Genomic DNA, 14,357 nt, shown 5'->3' on the forward strand with positions numbered 1-14,357 from the left:
AAAATCGCCGCACACCACTTCCAGTATGCGAAAACGCAGCAAATTCAGCCGTCTACAAATTTCCGCGCACAGGTCTCATAAATCCGAACTATTCAACCGTTACGCGGGGTTGCTCATATTAAAATGGGCTTGCCCGCGTTACTAGCCCTCATCGAGCCCGTAAAACATCCGAGCTGACGCTTCCACAACAGCGCGATGCTTACGGGAGTTGGACAGGCGCTAAGCGAGCGCAAAAGGGTGGATTTAGGGGTGGATTGAAACCGGGCGAGCACCCGAAAACATCTGAAAAACCAGCGTTCTAGAAAGAAAAATGGTGCTGCTAGAGGGCGCCGAGGCCGCGTGAAGTGCTTGGCAACGGAGTTTGGCGGTTGCGAGGAGAGGCGAAAACTTTTGAGTGAACCCGCGTGCGTATCGCCGGGACCTGTCGTTGCCCGCCGGAGGACACCGGCATGCAGTGATCCGGAGAGGTTCGGGCGGTTTTCGGGTCAATCCGACGTGCGCGGTGAGGCCTTCGGGAGGATGATCCGTACCGATAGTCCACGAGGCGCGGTGTTCTCGAATTCCAGTTGGCCGCCGTGATCACGGACGATCTCGTCGACAATGGAAAGCCCAAGACCGAAACCTCTCGCCTTGGTATTGCCCGTACGGGCAGGATCCATCTGGAAGAAGGGTTCGAGCACCTGTGTCGCAAACTGCTCGGGAATGCCGGGGCCACGATCCTGGATGCCGATGCTGAGGTATTGGTCAGTGGACTTCAGGCTCATCGTGACCTCGCCGCCGAACTTGATGCCGTTTTCACAGAGGTTCGTGATCGCCCGCGAAAGTGCCATGGGCTTGCAGTGCCAGACCAGTCTGGGCGGACCTGCATACCTGATATGGGCGCCCATGTCCGTGAAATTGGCGCAGATGGTCTGCATGATGCTGGCGACGTCGGTACGTTCGCACGCCTCCCTGTCGCGATCGTCGCGAAGGTAGTCCAGGGTGATGTCGATCAGGGTATTGATCTGTTCGACATCCGCGAGGATCTGGTCGCGGATCGCCGCATCCCCGATCCGTTCTGCCCGAAGGCGCACCCGGGTCAACGGCGTGCGCAGGTCATGGCTGACGCTCCGCAACATTCCTGTCCGGTTGCGTATCATCTCGTGGATGCGGGTCCGGAGCTCATTGAGCGCCCGCGCCAGATCCTTGATCTCGAGGCTGCCGGTTTCCGGCACAAGCGTGGAGCGGGAAAGGAACGCGTCGGTATCGCGGATCTCGCTTGAGATCGCCTTGAGCGGTGCGGTCAGAAACCGCACGGCGAAAATGGAGAAGAGCACCCCCAAAATCGCCAGCGCCAGGGAGTAATACACGATGCGCCCCGTGATGTCCGTCGTCAGAACGCTGTCCGGGAACGACTTGTACAGGAGAAATTCTTTGTCGTTGATGGGGAGCGACAGCATCGGCTTGCGCCCGACCAGCATCATCTTCGATCCATCGGGCAAGTTCCCATCCGGCGGGAAGAGGTATGCCAGAAACGAGCCGATTTTCGAACGAAACCCGTCCGGGCCTGCAATGCGCTCGAGCGCGTCGCGCGGCACGATGTCGATTTCGATGCCGACCTCGGCCGAACGCGCAAGGATGCGCTGCCTTTGGGCATCGTCAGCGCCGTCGAGCAGAAGGGCGAGGGTCAAGGCCCTTTGACCGACGAGATCGACGTCCACTGCATCAGCGTAGTCGAAGGTTTTGATCCGTTCGATTACCTGTCCGGCCACAATGACGGAGCCGATGGCAAGGATCACGACCAGCATGAGTTGCCCGCGGATCGTCCTCGCACCGAAGCCTGGAAAGCGCATCACGCCTCCTCGACGGCGGCGGTAAAAAGGTAGCCGCCAAGCCGGACCGTCCTTAGAAGAACGGGATCGGACGCGTCGACTTCGATCTTCTGCCGCAGTCTGCGAATGTGCACGTCGACACTGCGTTCGATGGGGCCGGCAAGTCCGGAATGCGTGAGCGTCAAGAGTTCCTCGCGTGTTATGACGCGACCGGGATTTCGGCAGAAGGCGAGCAGGAGGTCGAATTCGGTGGTTGTAAGGGCAACCCGCGTGTTCGCAGGGTCATGCACCTGACGGCGTATCGGGTCGATGCGCCAGCCGTCGAAGCGCAGCGGTATCTGACGATCACCAGCCGCCGGCCCGTAAGAAGCACGACGCAAAATGCTTCGGATTCGGGCTACGACCTCCCGCGGACTGAAGGGCTTTGTGATGTAGTCGTCGGCTCCGACCTCCAGCCCGACGATCCGGTCCACCTCCTCGCCCAGCGCGGTCAGCAGAATGATGGGGATCGTCTTGTCCGCACGCAATCGCCGGCAAAGGCTGATGCCGTCTTCACCAGGAAGCATGACGTCGAGAATGACAAGGTCGAATGCCTGCCGTCGCAACAGCGCGAACATCGCGTGTCCGTCATCCGCCGTCGTGGCCTGCATACCGTTTTCCACCATGGTTTCCACCAGCAGCCGGCCGATCTCCGTATCATCCTCGACGATGAGGATGTGCGGGCTTCTTTTCGCGCTATTCACGAACGTCTCCCTGGCGATTTCAAGGGGGTGAAAGCCGACACCGGCGGGGTGTCGGTTGCCGTTGCGGCAATGTTACTGTGGTAGGAGTAAACAAGGCTTCCCGTGTTTCACCGGCCTTTCTCCGGAGGGGACTGTGGCAAAGGCTAAAGACGATCAGGGACAGCAGTGTGGCCGCTTGTGCGTCCAAACCGCTCGGTTGTGTTAAGATTTATTACAACGCACACATTCCTGCATCCGGAGCAGGCGTCTTGTCTCCTGTCGGCGTGAACAACCCTTCACCGTAACAAACCGCAACAAAACAACACACCCAAGGGGGCTCCCTTGGAGGGACAAGGAGGTGTCGAGCGCCGCGCCGGTTTCTCTGTGGCGCGGCGCGATCAATGGTGTGGAGCAGGTATGCAGCCCGATAAAAAAGCCAATCAGACACTCAAGCTCCTTTTCGCAGTCGGCGCGGTGCTGATACCGTTGGTCGTACCATCGGGAAGCCATGCAGCTGACGCCGCATCAGGGAGCGTTGCCGAACCCGCGTTCGACCCGGCGCGGTTCGAGCCCTCATCGGCTGACGGAGCTGTGTGGAGCCTGATCGTTGGCGCAGGTGCGCTGTACGCTCCCGAATATGAGGGGAGCAGGGGCTTCAAGGTCAGCCCTCTGCCGGCGGTCATCTTCACTTACGGCGACTGGCTAACGCTTGATCCCCGCGGGATTTCCGTCACCGCTTTCACGCATCAGGGCTTCTCGCTGGCCGGTAAGGTCGGCTATGAAATGGGGCGTGACGAAGACGATGGTGACCGGCTGAAGGGCCTCGGCGACATCGACTTTGCCGCGACCATCGGCGCAAGGGCCACCTACCGGTGGGAGGCGCTGGAGCTCTATGCGGAGGTCGATCAGACGGTCGGGGGGAGCGAGAGCCTTATCGGCAAATTCGGTGCCGAATATACCGCGCCCGTAACCGACCGTTTCTTCGTATCGGCGGGCATTTCCGCCACGGTTGCCAACGAGGAGCACATGCAGTCCTATTTCGGCGTGACGGCTGCGCAATCGGCGGCATCGGGTTTGCGTGCGTTCAAGCCCCAGGCGTCTCTGAAACGCGTCGACTTCTCGGTATCCGCGACATATATGGCAACGGAAAACTGGCTTATGCGGGGTGAAGTTGGCATGGGCGCCTTGCTGGGCGATGCTGCGGATAGCCCGATTGTTGAACGAGAACTGCAGCCGTCGTTCATGGCGATCGTCGGCTACAAGTTCTAGCAGCCGGTGGGCACCTTGTTGTACGCCCTTGCCGCACTGGCCCGGACGGACACGCCCACCAATCGCTTCATACCGACCGCAAGGCGGTTTTGGTGTCAGGTCGCGTTCGTGCTGATGAACTCTCGCGTCATGGCGAGGAGACCATTGAGCGGCCGGTCATCCCGATAGATGGGCACGATCCCGCGTATCCGTTCATAGAGGCCATTCGTACCGGAAGCCTTGTCGCTCAGACCAGGACGCATGTCGTAGGCCTGGGCGGCGGCCATGACTTCGATGGCAAGCACGGTTTCGAGATTGGCGATGATGGCGAGCGCCTTGTCGGCGGCCGGGGTGGCATGGGTCAGAATATCTTCCTGCAGGGCCGACGTGATACCGCCGTCGAGGCTGGCGGGGGCGGCAAGGCGGCGGTTTTCCGCGACAAGGGCGGCAGCCGTATACTGGATGATCATGAAGCCTGAGGCGACGCCGCTGCCATCCGCGAGGAAGGCAGGCAGCCCGCTGACGAGCGGGTTGACGAGCCGGTCGATGCGCCGTTCGGAAATGGCCGCAAGCTCGGCTGCGGCGATGCCGAGTGCGTCCATGGCAAGGCCGAGTGCGGCGCCGACCGCATGGGCTTGCGAATGGACTTCCGGCGCCTCGCGCGAGCCGGCGACAACGGGGTTGTCGGTGACGCTGGATAGTTCCCGGTCCACCACTGCGGCGATTTGCGCGATGCTGTCACGCACCGCGCCATGCACCTGCGGCACCGCGCGCAAGCTGAGCGGATCCTGTGTGCGTGAGCCCGCCGCGTGCGCGAGCAGGCGGCTGCCGGTAAGCAGGCGGCGCAGGTTTTCGCCCACGGTCTGAAGGCCGGGTGAGGTGCGCAGCGTGAGGGGGCGGGCCGCAAAGGGGTCGGCTTGCGCACCGAGATTTTCATAGGTCATCGCCGCGGCGGCGTCTGCCCAGTCGGCAAGATGAGACGCGCGGGCAAGCGCGAGGCTCGCGAGGCCGGTGGCGCAGGGCGTGCCGTTGACGAGGCTGAGGCCTTCCTTCGCCTCCAGCACCAGCGGCACGATGCCGAGCGCTTCGAGCGCCTGCCTGCCAGTGATCGTTTCCGTTCCGTGGCGCGCCTCGCCATCGCCGATCAGGACGAGACCGATGGCAGCGGCGTGGGTGAGATAGCCGACCGAGCCCTTCGAGGGAATGACGGGCAGGATATCGGCGTTCAGCAGCGCCAGCAGCGCCGTCACCGTCTCCAACCGCACGCCGGAATAGCCGTGCGCGAAATTGGCGATCTGGGCGGCCATCACGGCGCGGGTCTCTTCGCGCCCAAGCGGTTCGCCGACGCCGCAGGCATGGCTGAAGAGGATGTTGCGCGAGAGTGCCCGCTGCTCGGGAATATCGACGATGACGTCGCAGAGCGCACCGACGCCGGTATTGATGCCATAGCCGCGCACCCGCCTTTCGACGAGCGCGTCGACGATGGCGCGCGCATTGGCGATGCGCGTCCAGGTCTTGTCTGACAGAGAGAGCGCCGCGCCCTTTGCGACGGCGGCGATCTCTTGCCAGGTGAGGGGGCGATCGAGAACGATCGTCTCAGGCATGCTGGGCCTCTCCTGCGCCGGCGCGGCGCTGCACGAAGCGGGCGACATAGTCGTTGGCGGGGCTGTTGAGGATTTCGTTCGGGGTTCCGACCTGCACCAGCTTGCCGTCCTTCAGGATCGCGATCTGCGCGCCGATGCGCAAGGCCTCGTCGAGATCATGGGTGATGAAGACGATGGTCTTGTGCAGGTTCTTTTCGAGCTGGAGCAACTGGTCCTGCATGTCGGCGCGGATCAGCGGGTCGAGCGCAGAAAAGGCCTCGTCCATCAGGATGACGTCGGTATCGGCAGCGAGCGCCCGGGCAAGGCCAACGCGCTGCTTCATGCCGCCGGAAAGCTGGTGCGGGAACTTGTTCTCGTAGCCGGCAAGGCCTACGGTCTCGATCCACTTCATGCCGATCGGCTTGGCGTCTATCTTGGTGAGCCCGCGCACGCGCTGGCCGTAGACGACATTCTGCAACACCGTGCGGTGCGGCATCAGGCCGAAATTCTGGAACACCATACTGACGCGGCGATTGCGGAAATCGCGCAGATCCTTCGGCTTGAGGTCGAGCACATTGCTGCCGTCGACGATGATCTCGCCGCTGGTCGGCTCGATCAGCCGGTTGATGTGGCGCACCAGCGTCGATTTGCCGGAGCCCGACAGGCCCATGATGACGAAGATGCGGCCGCCCGCAATATCGAGGCTGACATTGTCGAGGCCGACGCTGCAGCCGGTTTTGGCCAGCACCTCGCCCTTGTCGGCGCCCTGCTGGGTCATCGCGAGGGCCGTCTTCCAGTTGCCGCCGAAGATCTTGGAAACGTTGCGGATCTTGATGTCAGTCATTGCCGCGCTCCTTCCGGCTCATCTGGCCGAACCCCTGCGTGATGCGATCGAGCACGATCGCGAGGATGACGATGCCGAGGCCAGCTTCCAACCCCTTGCCGACGTCAAGCGTCTGGATGCCGTTCAGCACCTGTTCGCCGAGGCCGCGCGCGCCGATCATCGAGGCGACGACGACCATGGAGAGCGCCATCATGATCGTCTGGTTGAGGCCGGCCATGATGGTCGGGGTGGCAAGCGGCAGTTCGACGCCGAAGAGGATCTGCGGCGGGCTGCCGCCGAAAGCGGTCGCCGCTTCCACGACTTCGCCGTCCACCTGGCGGATGCCGAGGTCGGTGAGGCGGATGAGCGGCGGTACGGCGTAGATGATGGTGGCGAGCACCGCCGGTACCTTGCCGAGGCCGAAGAGCATGATCGCCGGAATGAGATAGACGAAGCTCGGCATGGTCTGCATGACATCGAGCACAGGCAGGGTGATGCGCCGCATCAGCTCGCTCTTGGCCAGCCAGATGCCCATGGGCACGCCGATGGCGACGGAGATGAGACTGGCGATCAGCATGAGTGCCAAGGTCTGCATCGTCAGGTCCCAGAGCCCGAGCGCACCGACGGCGAAGAGCATGACGGCAACGGTGATGACGAGCGAGATCTTCTTCGATGCGAACCAGGCGAGCGCCAGGAAGATGATGAAGACGGCCCACCAGGGCAGGCCGCGCAGGATCCATTCCACGAAGAGGATGGCCTGGAGAAGGGTTTGCGAGATCGCCTTGAAGACGAACCCGTAGTTCACCACCAGCGACTGAACGAAATCGTTGATGGGGCCACGGATGGAGATATGGAAGGCTTCGGGAAACATCGGTGAAATCCTCGCGCGTGGCGACGCCATCCGGCGGCCGGTCCTGTCCTGACGGGAAAGACCGCGCGCCGGGAGGCCGGCGCGCGGTTCTCGCGGGTTACTTGACGGCGGCTTCGATGCGCGCCTTGGCGTCCACCGAGACCCAGCCGCCCCAGACGTCGGCCTTGGTCTGCAGGAAGTTCTTGGCAGCCGCGGCAGCATCCACCTTCTGGTCGGTCATGTAGGCGAGGCTCGCATTGACCTCTTCCAGCGGGAAGGTCGCCTTTTCGAGGATTTCCATGATTTCAGGCGCCGCACCGGCAAAGGTGCTGTTGACGCCGTAGGCCACCTCGACGGAGGGGAACGCGCAGCCCGCGTCGCGCTTGCCGTCGGCGCTGGTCAGCTCCTTCCAGCAGGCTTCACTATAAGCCGGCTCCTCGAGCTGGACGAGCTTGTACTTGCCCATGATCGCTGTCGGGCTCCAGTAGTAGAAGAGCATCGGCTCCTGCTGGAGATAGGCGGCGGCAATCGCTGCGTCGAGCGCGGTACCCGTGCCGGGGCGGAAATTCACGTAGCTCTCGCCGAGCTTGTAGGCTTCGAGCTTGGCCGTGTTGACGCCCTCGCAGGTCCAGCCCGACGGGCAATTGAGGAAGCGGCCCTTTGCCGGCTCTTCCGGATCCTTGAACAGTTCGACGAATTTCGGGTCGGAAAGCTGCGCGACGCTCTTGAGGTCCGGTGCCTTGGCCCCGTCGCCCTTCACGAGATATTCCGGCACGAACCAGCCCTCGGCCGCGCCGACGAAGGTCTTGCCGACCGACTTCACCTGGCCGGCGGCAGCCGCCTTGTTCCAGACGTCGGAACGGCCGATCCATTCTTCCGCGAAGATCTGTACGTCGTTGTTGGCGGTGGCCTGTTCCAGCGTCACTGAGTTGCCGGGGATGGAGTCAACCTTGCAATCGTAGCCCTTGGCGAGGATTTCCTTCATGACTTCAGTGATGAAGGCGCCGCTCTCCCAGTCGATACCCGCAAAGGTGACGGTATTGCCATCGCCGCAATAGGAGGCATGCGCCGTGCCGGCAGAGCCGCCGAACAGCGCCGCGGCGGCAAGAAGTGCACATTTCAGTTTGGAATTCAGCATGTCAGTTCCCCTGTTTTGATGATGTGATGTTGAAAACCAGATTTGTCGAAGCCGCTCCCGTGGCGGGTCATGCCAAGCAGAGCCGTTTGCAAAGTTCACTATACAACTTAGTAGACAACTATCTCGCTCGATGCATTACGGGGCGTGCCTATAAGCGACATTTTTTGTCGCCGTAAGATCGATCTATCAGCGTGATATTGTGATTCTTGCGCTGATGGGCGTCTTTTGGATTCAAAATTGCTCCAAGCAAGGAGATCTAGGAATTATAGAACCCTTGCGGATTCTGGGACTCCAGATGCCTGCCCTCCGGCTTGTGTCCCGCAACGCTTGCTTTGTGGGGCTTTTTGCCTGAAGCTGTATCGTGAAAAACACCGTGAAAGGCAAAGTTGTATATGCAAGTTGGTGCTTCTGGTGGACAAGTACGTGACAAGAATCAGAAGGCGCGCTTACTTTGATCGCATATGGTCTGTAAGCAGGTTCTGATTGAAATACGGAGTGCCGTGGCGATGTTGAACGAGGAAACCGGCCTTGTGGCGAGGGATACGAAGGATCGCGGCGCGCCGATCTACGAGCGCATGAAGGCCGAGATCCGGACGCGCATCGAAACCGGAGAGTGGCCGGTCAATCATCGCATTCCCTCGGAGAACGAGCTGGTGGAAACGCTCGGCGTCAGCCGCATGACGGCGAACCGGGCGCTTCGTGAACTGGCCAATGAAGGCGTGATTACCCGTGTGCAGGGCAAGGGCTCCTTCGTTGCGCCGAAGAAGCGCAGCGCTCCGGCGCTTGGCGTGCGCAACATTGCCGACGAGATCCTGGAGCGCGGCTCGGTTCATCGCACCGAGCTGATCCTCGCTCAGAGCGAGACCTGCGGCTATGAGCTGGCGGCGGCGCTGGAACTGGGCGTTGGAATGCAGTGCTTCCATTCGGTCATGGTGCATCACGAAGATGACGTGCCGATCCAGCTTGAGGACCGCTTCGTCAATCCGGCCATTGCACCGGACTATCTCGAACAGGATTTCGCGGCGACGACGCCAAACGCGTTCCTCACCAAGATCGCTCCCATCGCCAGGACGGAGCAATTCATCGAGGCTGTTCTGCCGCAGCCCTGGGAGTGCAAGGTATTGGCGATTGCCCGTTTTGAACCCTGCATCCGCATCCGCCGCCGCACCTGGTCGCAGGATCAGGTGGTCACGTCCGTGCGGCTGCTCTATCCAGGTTCGCGCTATCGCCTGCAGAGCAATTTCTGACGCGTGGGCAGGTCGTGTATCCGGTCACGCCGCCGCCTGCGGAGACCATCTCCCTATTTGAAGCTGGGAGGGTCGTCGGGACGGTCGGCTTCGGCCACAATCGCGGCGAGGCGCGGTAGGGGCAGGCCGAAAGGCCTGGCGAGATCGAGAAAGGCGCCGATACGCCGCTCGACCTTCCGGGCGTGGTTCTGTGCGATGTCGGCCAGCCTGTGGTTGAGGAAGGGATTGGCGAAACGTTCGAGGGTGACGGCGAGATAGTCTTCGGCCCCTTCGCCGCCCGGCAGCCGGGCGAAGACGGGCAGCACCTCCTGCCGGTAGATTGCCATCAGTGCCTCCTCGACCTGGGGCCGGGCGATGAATTCACGCACGATCGGATCGCCGGCGCCGCCTTGCCGCTGCCAAATATCGACGAGAACCGTGTGGCCGAGATTGAGAATATGCAGCTTCAGCCGCTCGATCTCTTTAAGATCGTCGACCAATTGGATGGCCGGATGGGTGCAGGGCGCGACGACGCCCGGTCCCTTCTCGATCGCCCAGAGCGCATAGGGTTCTGCGATCGCACCGGCCGGTTCGATGGGCTCTGACACGATACGATCGACGAGGCTGCTCGCCCAGACCACGTCGTTTTCGATATAGGACAGCAACCCAGCATCGCTCGTCTGCCGGCGCGCGACTGCCAGCACGGCAGCCTTCAGCACCTTGCCGTTGTCGACGACCAGCTCCATCGGCAGCACGATGATCGGCGCGCCGCCCACGGCATGGCGCGCGGCAAGCAGGTGGAAGAGTTTCGCGGGGAAACTCATGGCCGGATGATAGGCAGCCGCGGCATCCTCCGGCTGACCCTGGTAACCGGCATCACCGGTGTTGGAGAGGACGAAAGCTGCCTCCTCGACGAAGACCCGCGCCACTTCCGGCCAATCGTTCGCCGCGGACAGGCCGCGTCGGACGGAGGTGACGGTCGTTGTTTCATCGACGGGGCGGCCGTCCTTGAGGCCTCGGATCCGTACCGGATAGCCCTCCGGTGCGGCGAGCGCGGCAAGCCGGTGGCTGCGGGCCGCATCGCCGGATGTCTGCACCACGGTGATCGCCCGCTTCGGCTCTGCCTCTGACAGGAACAGGTCGGCATGGGCCTGCAGGAACCGGCTTGTTCCGAACTGGATGACGGATGTCTGGATCACCTGTCCGACCCTCAGAGAGCAAGTTCGCGGCGTAGCGTTTCCAGCCGCTCCATGGCGATCACGCCTTCGCGGATCGTCGGTGCCGACGTTTGCCGGCCGGCAAGCGCCGGGATGACGTCGGCGAGCAGCGAATGGTAGCCTTTCGGGTCCTCGTTGGCGGCCGCGGTAAAATTCGGCTTCCAGGTCAGCGTGTCGACCGCATCGTCGAGTGTTCCGGCAGGGTCGTCGATCTTGAAGGGCGGGTTTCGGTTCCAGCGCACGTCGATGACATTGTCCACCTCGATGCGCTGGTGATCGCCCATGATTTCAAGCCGCTCGACCGGCGCACCGCGTGACTGCGCCGTGCCCATGGCGACCGTGCCGATCGCGCCGCATTCGAAGTCGAAATGCACGTGGAAGAGCACCTTGCCGCGATCCTTCTCGACCTTGCGCGCCGTCAGCTTCGTGACCGGCGAGACGAGGAAGGAGACGAGGTCCATGTAGTGTACGCAGTGATGCAGGAAGAAGCCGGTGTAATCGACATTGCCGGCGAAGTAGCCGGGTGCCGTCATGTAGTAGCCGGTGAGACCGTAGACGGGGCCGAAGCGGCCGGAGCGCAGGATGTTCGCCGCGATCTTGTTGCCGGCCGAATAGCGCTTCATGAAGCCGAGAAGCAGTGGCTTGCCGGATTTTTCCGAAGCGGCGAGCAGTTCGCGGGCGCCCGCAGCGCTTCCGGATGGCGGCTTCTCCATGAAGACGGGCAGACCCCGTTCCAGCGCCATCTTGCCGAACATGAGGTGCTGGTCCGGCCCGACGGCCATGCCGACGGCGTCGATATCGGTGCGGCGGATGAGGGCCTCCGCATCGTTTGTGAGGTTTGACACGCCAAACTGCCGTCCGGCGGCAGTGAGCCTGTCGCCGTCGATATCGCAGAGCGCAGTCACCTGCACGTCATGGCGAACGAGCTGCGGAAGCAGCATCTGGGTGGCATGAATGCCGCAGCCGATCCAACCGATCTTGAGTGTCATCGACGATGTTCCGTAAGCAGGATGTGGGATTTGATGAATTCGCAGCTGGCGGCGAGGCGTTCGCTTTCGTCCTCGTGCGGCGGCCGCCACTGTGCGAAGGGGACGCCGAAGCGGTCGTCGTTGCGGCGGAAGGGTTCGAGCGACACGGGCCCCCGATAGCCGATCTCATGCAGCGCACGAAACACCGCGACCCAGTCCGTGGCGCCCGTTCCCGGGAAACCGCGGTGGTTCTCGTTGGCCTGGAAATGGACGACCCGCTTGCCGCCGAGCCGGATCGCCTCGGCGATCGAGGCTTCTTCCATGTGCATGTGGAACGTATCGAGCATCAGCTGGATGGCGGGATGATCGACGGCGTCGAGCAGCTCGATCGCCTGCTGCGTGGTGCAGAGCACGTCGCTCTCGAAGCGGTTGAGCGGTTCGACGGCAAGGATGACGCCGAGCCTGGCTGCATGGTCTCCCGCCTCCTTCAGGCCGGCGACGCAGCGCGCCTTGCGGGCGAGGCGCTCCGCCTCGTCCACCGGCTGCGGCGGGCGGCCGGCAAAGACCAGCGGATTGCCGGTGAGCGGGCCGCCGACGATGGTGGCGCCGAGTGCGGCGGCGCAATCGGCCGCATATTTCAGATAATCGATGCCGGCACGGTGGGCGGCGGGATCGTCCGAGGAGAGGTTGCGCTGGAGATTGACACGGGCGGCGAGCACGACGGAGAGCCCGGCGGCATCCAGGGCGCGCCGCGTCTCGGCGAGGTCGAGTTCGCCGGGTTCGGGCACGAGAAGCTCGACGAAATCGTAGCCGAGCCTTCGCATCTCGGAAAACAGCGGGAAGTGTTCAGCCGAAAAGGGCCGCGCATATTGCATGGAGATCAACCCGACGGGGTTCATGGTCAGTCCTCTTTCATTCGCAATCAGCCCTTCACCGCGCCCTGGGTCAGCCCACCGATGAGGCGGCGTTGCACGAGAAGGAAAAGCAGGGTGGCCGGCATGGCGCCGACGACGGCGCCGGCAGCAAGCAGGCCCCATTCGATCTGGTATTCGCCAATCAGCGTCTGGATCGCCACGGTGACGGGCCGCACGTTCTTGCCGCCCAGTGTCAGGGCGTAGAGATACTCGTTCCAGGCGGTGATGAAGATGTATATGCCGGTGGAGATGATACCGGGCATGGTGAGCGGCAGGACGACGCGGCGCAGCGCCGTCAGCCGCGAGCAGCCGTCGATCATCGCTGCCTCGTCAAGGCTCTTCGGGATCGCCCCGATATAGCTCGTCAGCATCCAGACGGCGAAGGGAATGGCGACCGTCGCATTGGCGAGGATGAGCCCGAAATGCGTATCGAGGATGCCGGCTTTGCGCATCAGCACGAAGAGCGGCAGGATGAGCAGCACGATCGGGAACATGTTGATGAGCAGGAATTGCAGCATCAAGAGCTTGCGGCCGGCGAAGCGGAAGCGCGAGAAGGCGTAGGCCGCCGTTACCGCCACGGCAAGGCCGAGCACGACGGTGCCGCAGGCGATGATGAGGCTGTCGAGCATGTTGCCGAGGAACGAGGTCTGCCGGAGCAAGCGCACGTAGTTGTCGAGGCTCCAGCCGGCGGGCGAGACGGAGACGCCGGTCGCGTTCAGCGTTTCGGTCGGCGTCAGCGAGGTCAGCACCATCCAGGCAAACGGCGCCATGGCGAAGAGAACGATGACGAGCACCGGCAGGTCGGTCGTCAGGATGCGGCGGAGTGTGGAGGGCTTGTTCATCGTTCGACCTCCCGCATGGTCCGGGCGAGATAGACGGCGACGATTGCGCCGAGAAGGATGGTGAAGGTGACGGCGATCGTCGTGCCGTAGCCGAAATCGAGGTTTTGGCGGGCACGAACGAAGGCGTAGAGCGGCAGGGTGTGCGTGGCATAACCCGGCCCGCCGCCAGTCATGACGAAGATCACGTCCATGGAATTGGCGACCCAGATGACACGGAGCAGCCCTGCCGTTGCCAGCACCGGCGCGATGCCGGGCAACGTGATGTGCACGAACTGTCGCCAGGCCGAGGCGCCGTCGATCGAGGCGGCCTCGTAGTGGCTTTTCGGAATGCCCTGAAGGCCGGCAAGGATCATGACCGCGAAGAAGGGGAAGCCCTGCCAGGTCAGCGTCGCGATGATGGCATAGAGTGCAAGGTTGGGATCGGCAAGCCATGGCACGGCAGACTGCACGACGGAGAGGTAGAGCAGGATATCGTTCAGCACGCCGGTGTTGGGATCGTAGATCCAGCGCCACATCAACGCGATCACGACGCTCGGCAGCGCCCAGGGAATGATGATGAGCGCACGTGCCAGCCCTCGCCAGGGGAATTCCCGGTTGAGCAGCAGTGCCGTCAGCAGGCCAAGGCCCATCTGGAGCGGAACCGTCAGGCCGATCCAGATCGCGGTGTTGCCGAGCGCGGTCCAGAAGACGGGATCGGCGAAGAGCTTCGCATAGTTGCCGAAGCCGACGAAGCGGCTGGCATTCGGCTTCCAGAGGATGAGGTCGTAGAGGCTGGTGAAGACCGCCTGCACCATCGGGAAGAAGACGATGAAGAGCGTGACGAGCACTGCCGGCGCCAGCAGCATGTAGGGCATCAGCCGCACGCTCCACGGCGTGGGGATGGTCACGGCAGTCGATAGGGGGGCGGTTGTCGCGGTCATTCGGTCGTTCCCGGCCGTTGGCAATCAAAAGATCCCATCCGCCCTGGTGTTCGGGCGGGGCGGATGGGAAGGTGGAGCGGATGGAGGTCCGCCCG

The 14,357-nt window shown here is 62.8% G+C and carries 13 protein-coding genes; 2 read left to right on the forward strand and 11 right to left on the reverse strand.

Features of this window, described 5'->3' with window-relative positions:
• Positions 1–485 precede the first annotated feature (485 nt).
• A complete protein-coding gene (locus tag AKG11_RS28750; RefSeq protein ID WP_050746410.1) occupies positions 486–1,832 on the reverse strand; it encodes an ATP-binding protein in 1,347 nt (448 codons plus the stop codon).
• On the reverse strand, positions 1,832–2,554 hold the full coding sequence (locus AKG11_RS28755) for a response regulator transcription factor (protein WP_023517401.1): 723 nt from the start codon (positions 2,552–2,554) through the stop codon (positions 1,832–1,834). The genes AKG11_RS28750 and AKG11_RS28755 overlap by 1 nt, the downstream gene beginning before the upstream one ends.
• A 396-nt stretch (positions 2,555–2,950) precedes the next feature.
• On the opposite strand from AKG11_RS28755, the gene AKG11_RS28760 reads away from it, so the two are divergent.
• Positions 2,951–3,802, forward strand: a complete 852-nt coding sequence (locus AKG11_RS28760) for a MipA/OmpV family protein (protein ID WP_050746411.1) — start codon at positions 2,951–2,953, stop codon at positions 3,800–3,802.
• Between the two features lie 95 nt (positions 3,803–3,897).
• Here the strand turns inward: AKG11_RS28760 and hutH are convergent, their stop codons facing one another.
• From hutH to AKG11_RS28780, 4 genes are all read right to left on the reverse strand, one after another.
• The gene (gene hutH, locus AKG11_RS28765; RefSeq protein WP_050746412.1) at positions 3,898–5,385 is read right to left on the reverse strand and encodes an HAL/PAL/TAL family ammonia-lyase; all 1,488 of its coding nucleotides are present in this window, start codon (positions 5,383–5,385) and stop codon (positions 3,898–3,900) included.
• Positions 5,378–6,208: a quaternary amine ABC transporter ATP-binding protein gene (locus tag AKG11_RS28770; protein ID WP_023516022.1), complete on the reverse strand. Its 831-nt coding sequence runs from the start codon at positions 6,206–6,208 to the stop codon at positions 5,378–5,380. Before AKG11_RS28770 ends, hutH begins: the two co-directional genes overlap by 8 nt.
• Complete coding sequence (locus tag AKG11_RS28775; protein ID WP_023516023.1) at positions 6,201–7,058, reverse strand: ABC transporter permease; 858 nt, start codon at positions 7,056–7,058, stop codon at positions 6,201–6,203. The genes AKG11_RS28770 and AKG11_RS28775 overlap by 8 nt, the downstream gene beginning before the upstream one ends.
• 97 nt (positions 7,059–7,155) lie before the next feature.
• Positions 7,156–8,175, reverse strand: coding sequence for an ABC transporter substrate-binding protein (locus AKG11_RS28780; protein ID WP_024270742.1), 1,020 nt, complete (start codon positions 8,173–8,175; stop codon positions 7,156–7,158).
• A 506-nt stretch (positions 8,176–8,681) separates the two neighbouring features.
• Between AKG11_RS28780 and hutC the strand changes: the two genes are divergently transcribed.
• Complete coding sequence (hutC, locus tag AKG11_RS28785; RefSeq protein ID WP_050746413.1) at positions 8,682–9,422, forward strand: histidine utilization repressor; 741 nt, start codon at positions 8,682–8,684, stop codon at positions 9,420–9,422.
• Between the two features lie 53 nt (positions 9,423–9,475).
• Here hutC and AKG11_RS28790 read toward each other — a convergent pair whose 3' ends face one another.
• The 5 genes from AKG11_RS28790 to AKG11_RS28810 are packed head-to-tail and all read right to left on the reverse strand — an operon-like array spanning position 9,476 to position 14,262.
• Positions 9,476–10,600, reverse strand: coding sequence for a mannitol dehydrogenase family protein (locus AKG11_RS28790; protein ID WP_245290294.1), 1,125 nt, complete (start codon positions 10,598–10,600; stop codon positions 9,476–9,478).
• A gap of 11 nt (positions 10,601–10,611) precedes the next feature.
• Positions 10,612–11,607: a Gfo/Idh/MocA family protein gene (locus AKG11_RS28795; protein ID WP_050746414.1), complete on the reverse strand. Its 996-nt coding sequence runs from the start codon at positions 11,605–11,607 to the stop codon at positions 10,612–10,614.
• Entirely contained in the window at positions 11,604–12,485 is an 882-nt protein-coding gene (locus AKG11_RS28800) for a sugar phosphate isomerase/epimerase family protein (protein WP_023513552.1), read from the reverse strand. The genes AKG11_RS28795 and AKG11_RS28800 overlap by 4 nt, the downstream gene beginning before the upstream one ends.
• 23 nt (positions 12,486–12,508) lie before the next feature.
• Entirely contained in the window at positions 12,509–13,342 is an 834-nt protein-coding gene (locus AKG11_RS28805; protein WP_023513551.1) for a carbohydrate ABC transporter permease, read from the reverse strand.
• Positions 13,339–14,262: a carbohydrate ABC transporter permease gene (locus AKG11_RS28810; protein WP_050746415.1), complete on the reverse strand. Its 924-nt coding sequence runs from the start codon at positions 14,260–14,262 to the stop codon at positions 13,339–13,341. Before AKG11_RS28810 ends, AKG11_RS28805 begins: the two co-directional genes overlap by 4 nt.
• Positions 14,263–14,357 lie beyond the last annotated feature (95 nt).

Origin of the sequence: Shinella sp. SUS2 (assembly GCF_001262505.1) — a bacterium.
GTDB lineage: Bacteria > Pseudomonadota > Alphaproteobacteria > Rhizobiales > Rhizobiaceae > Shinella.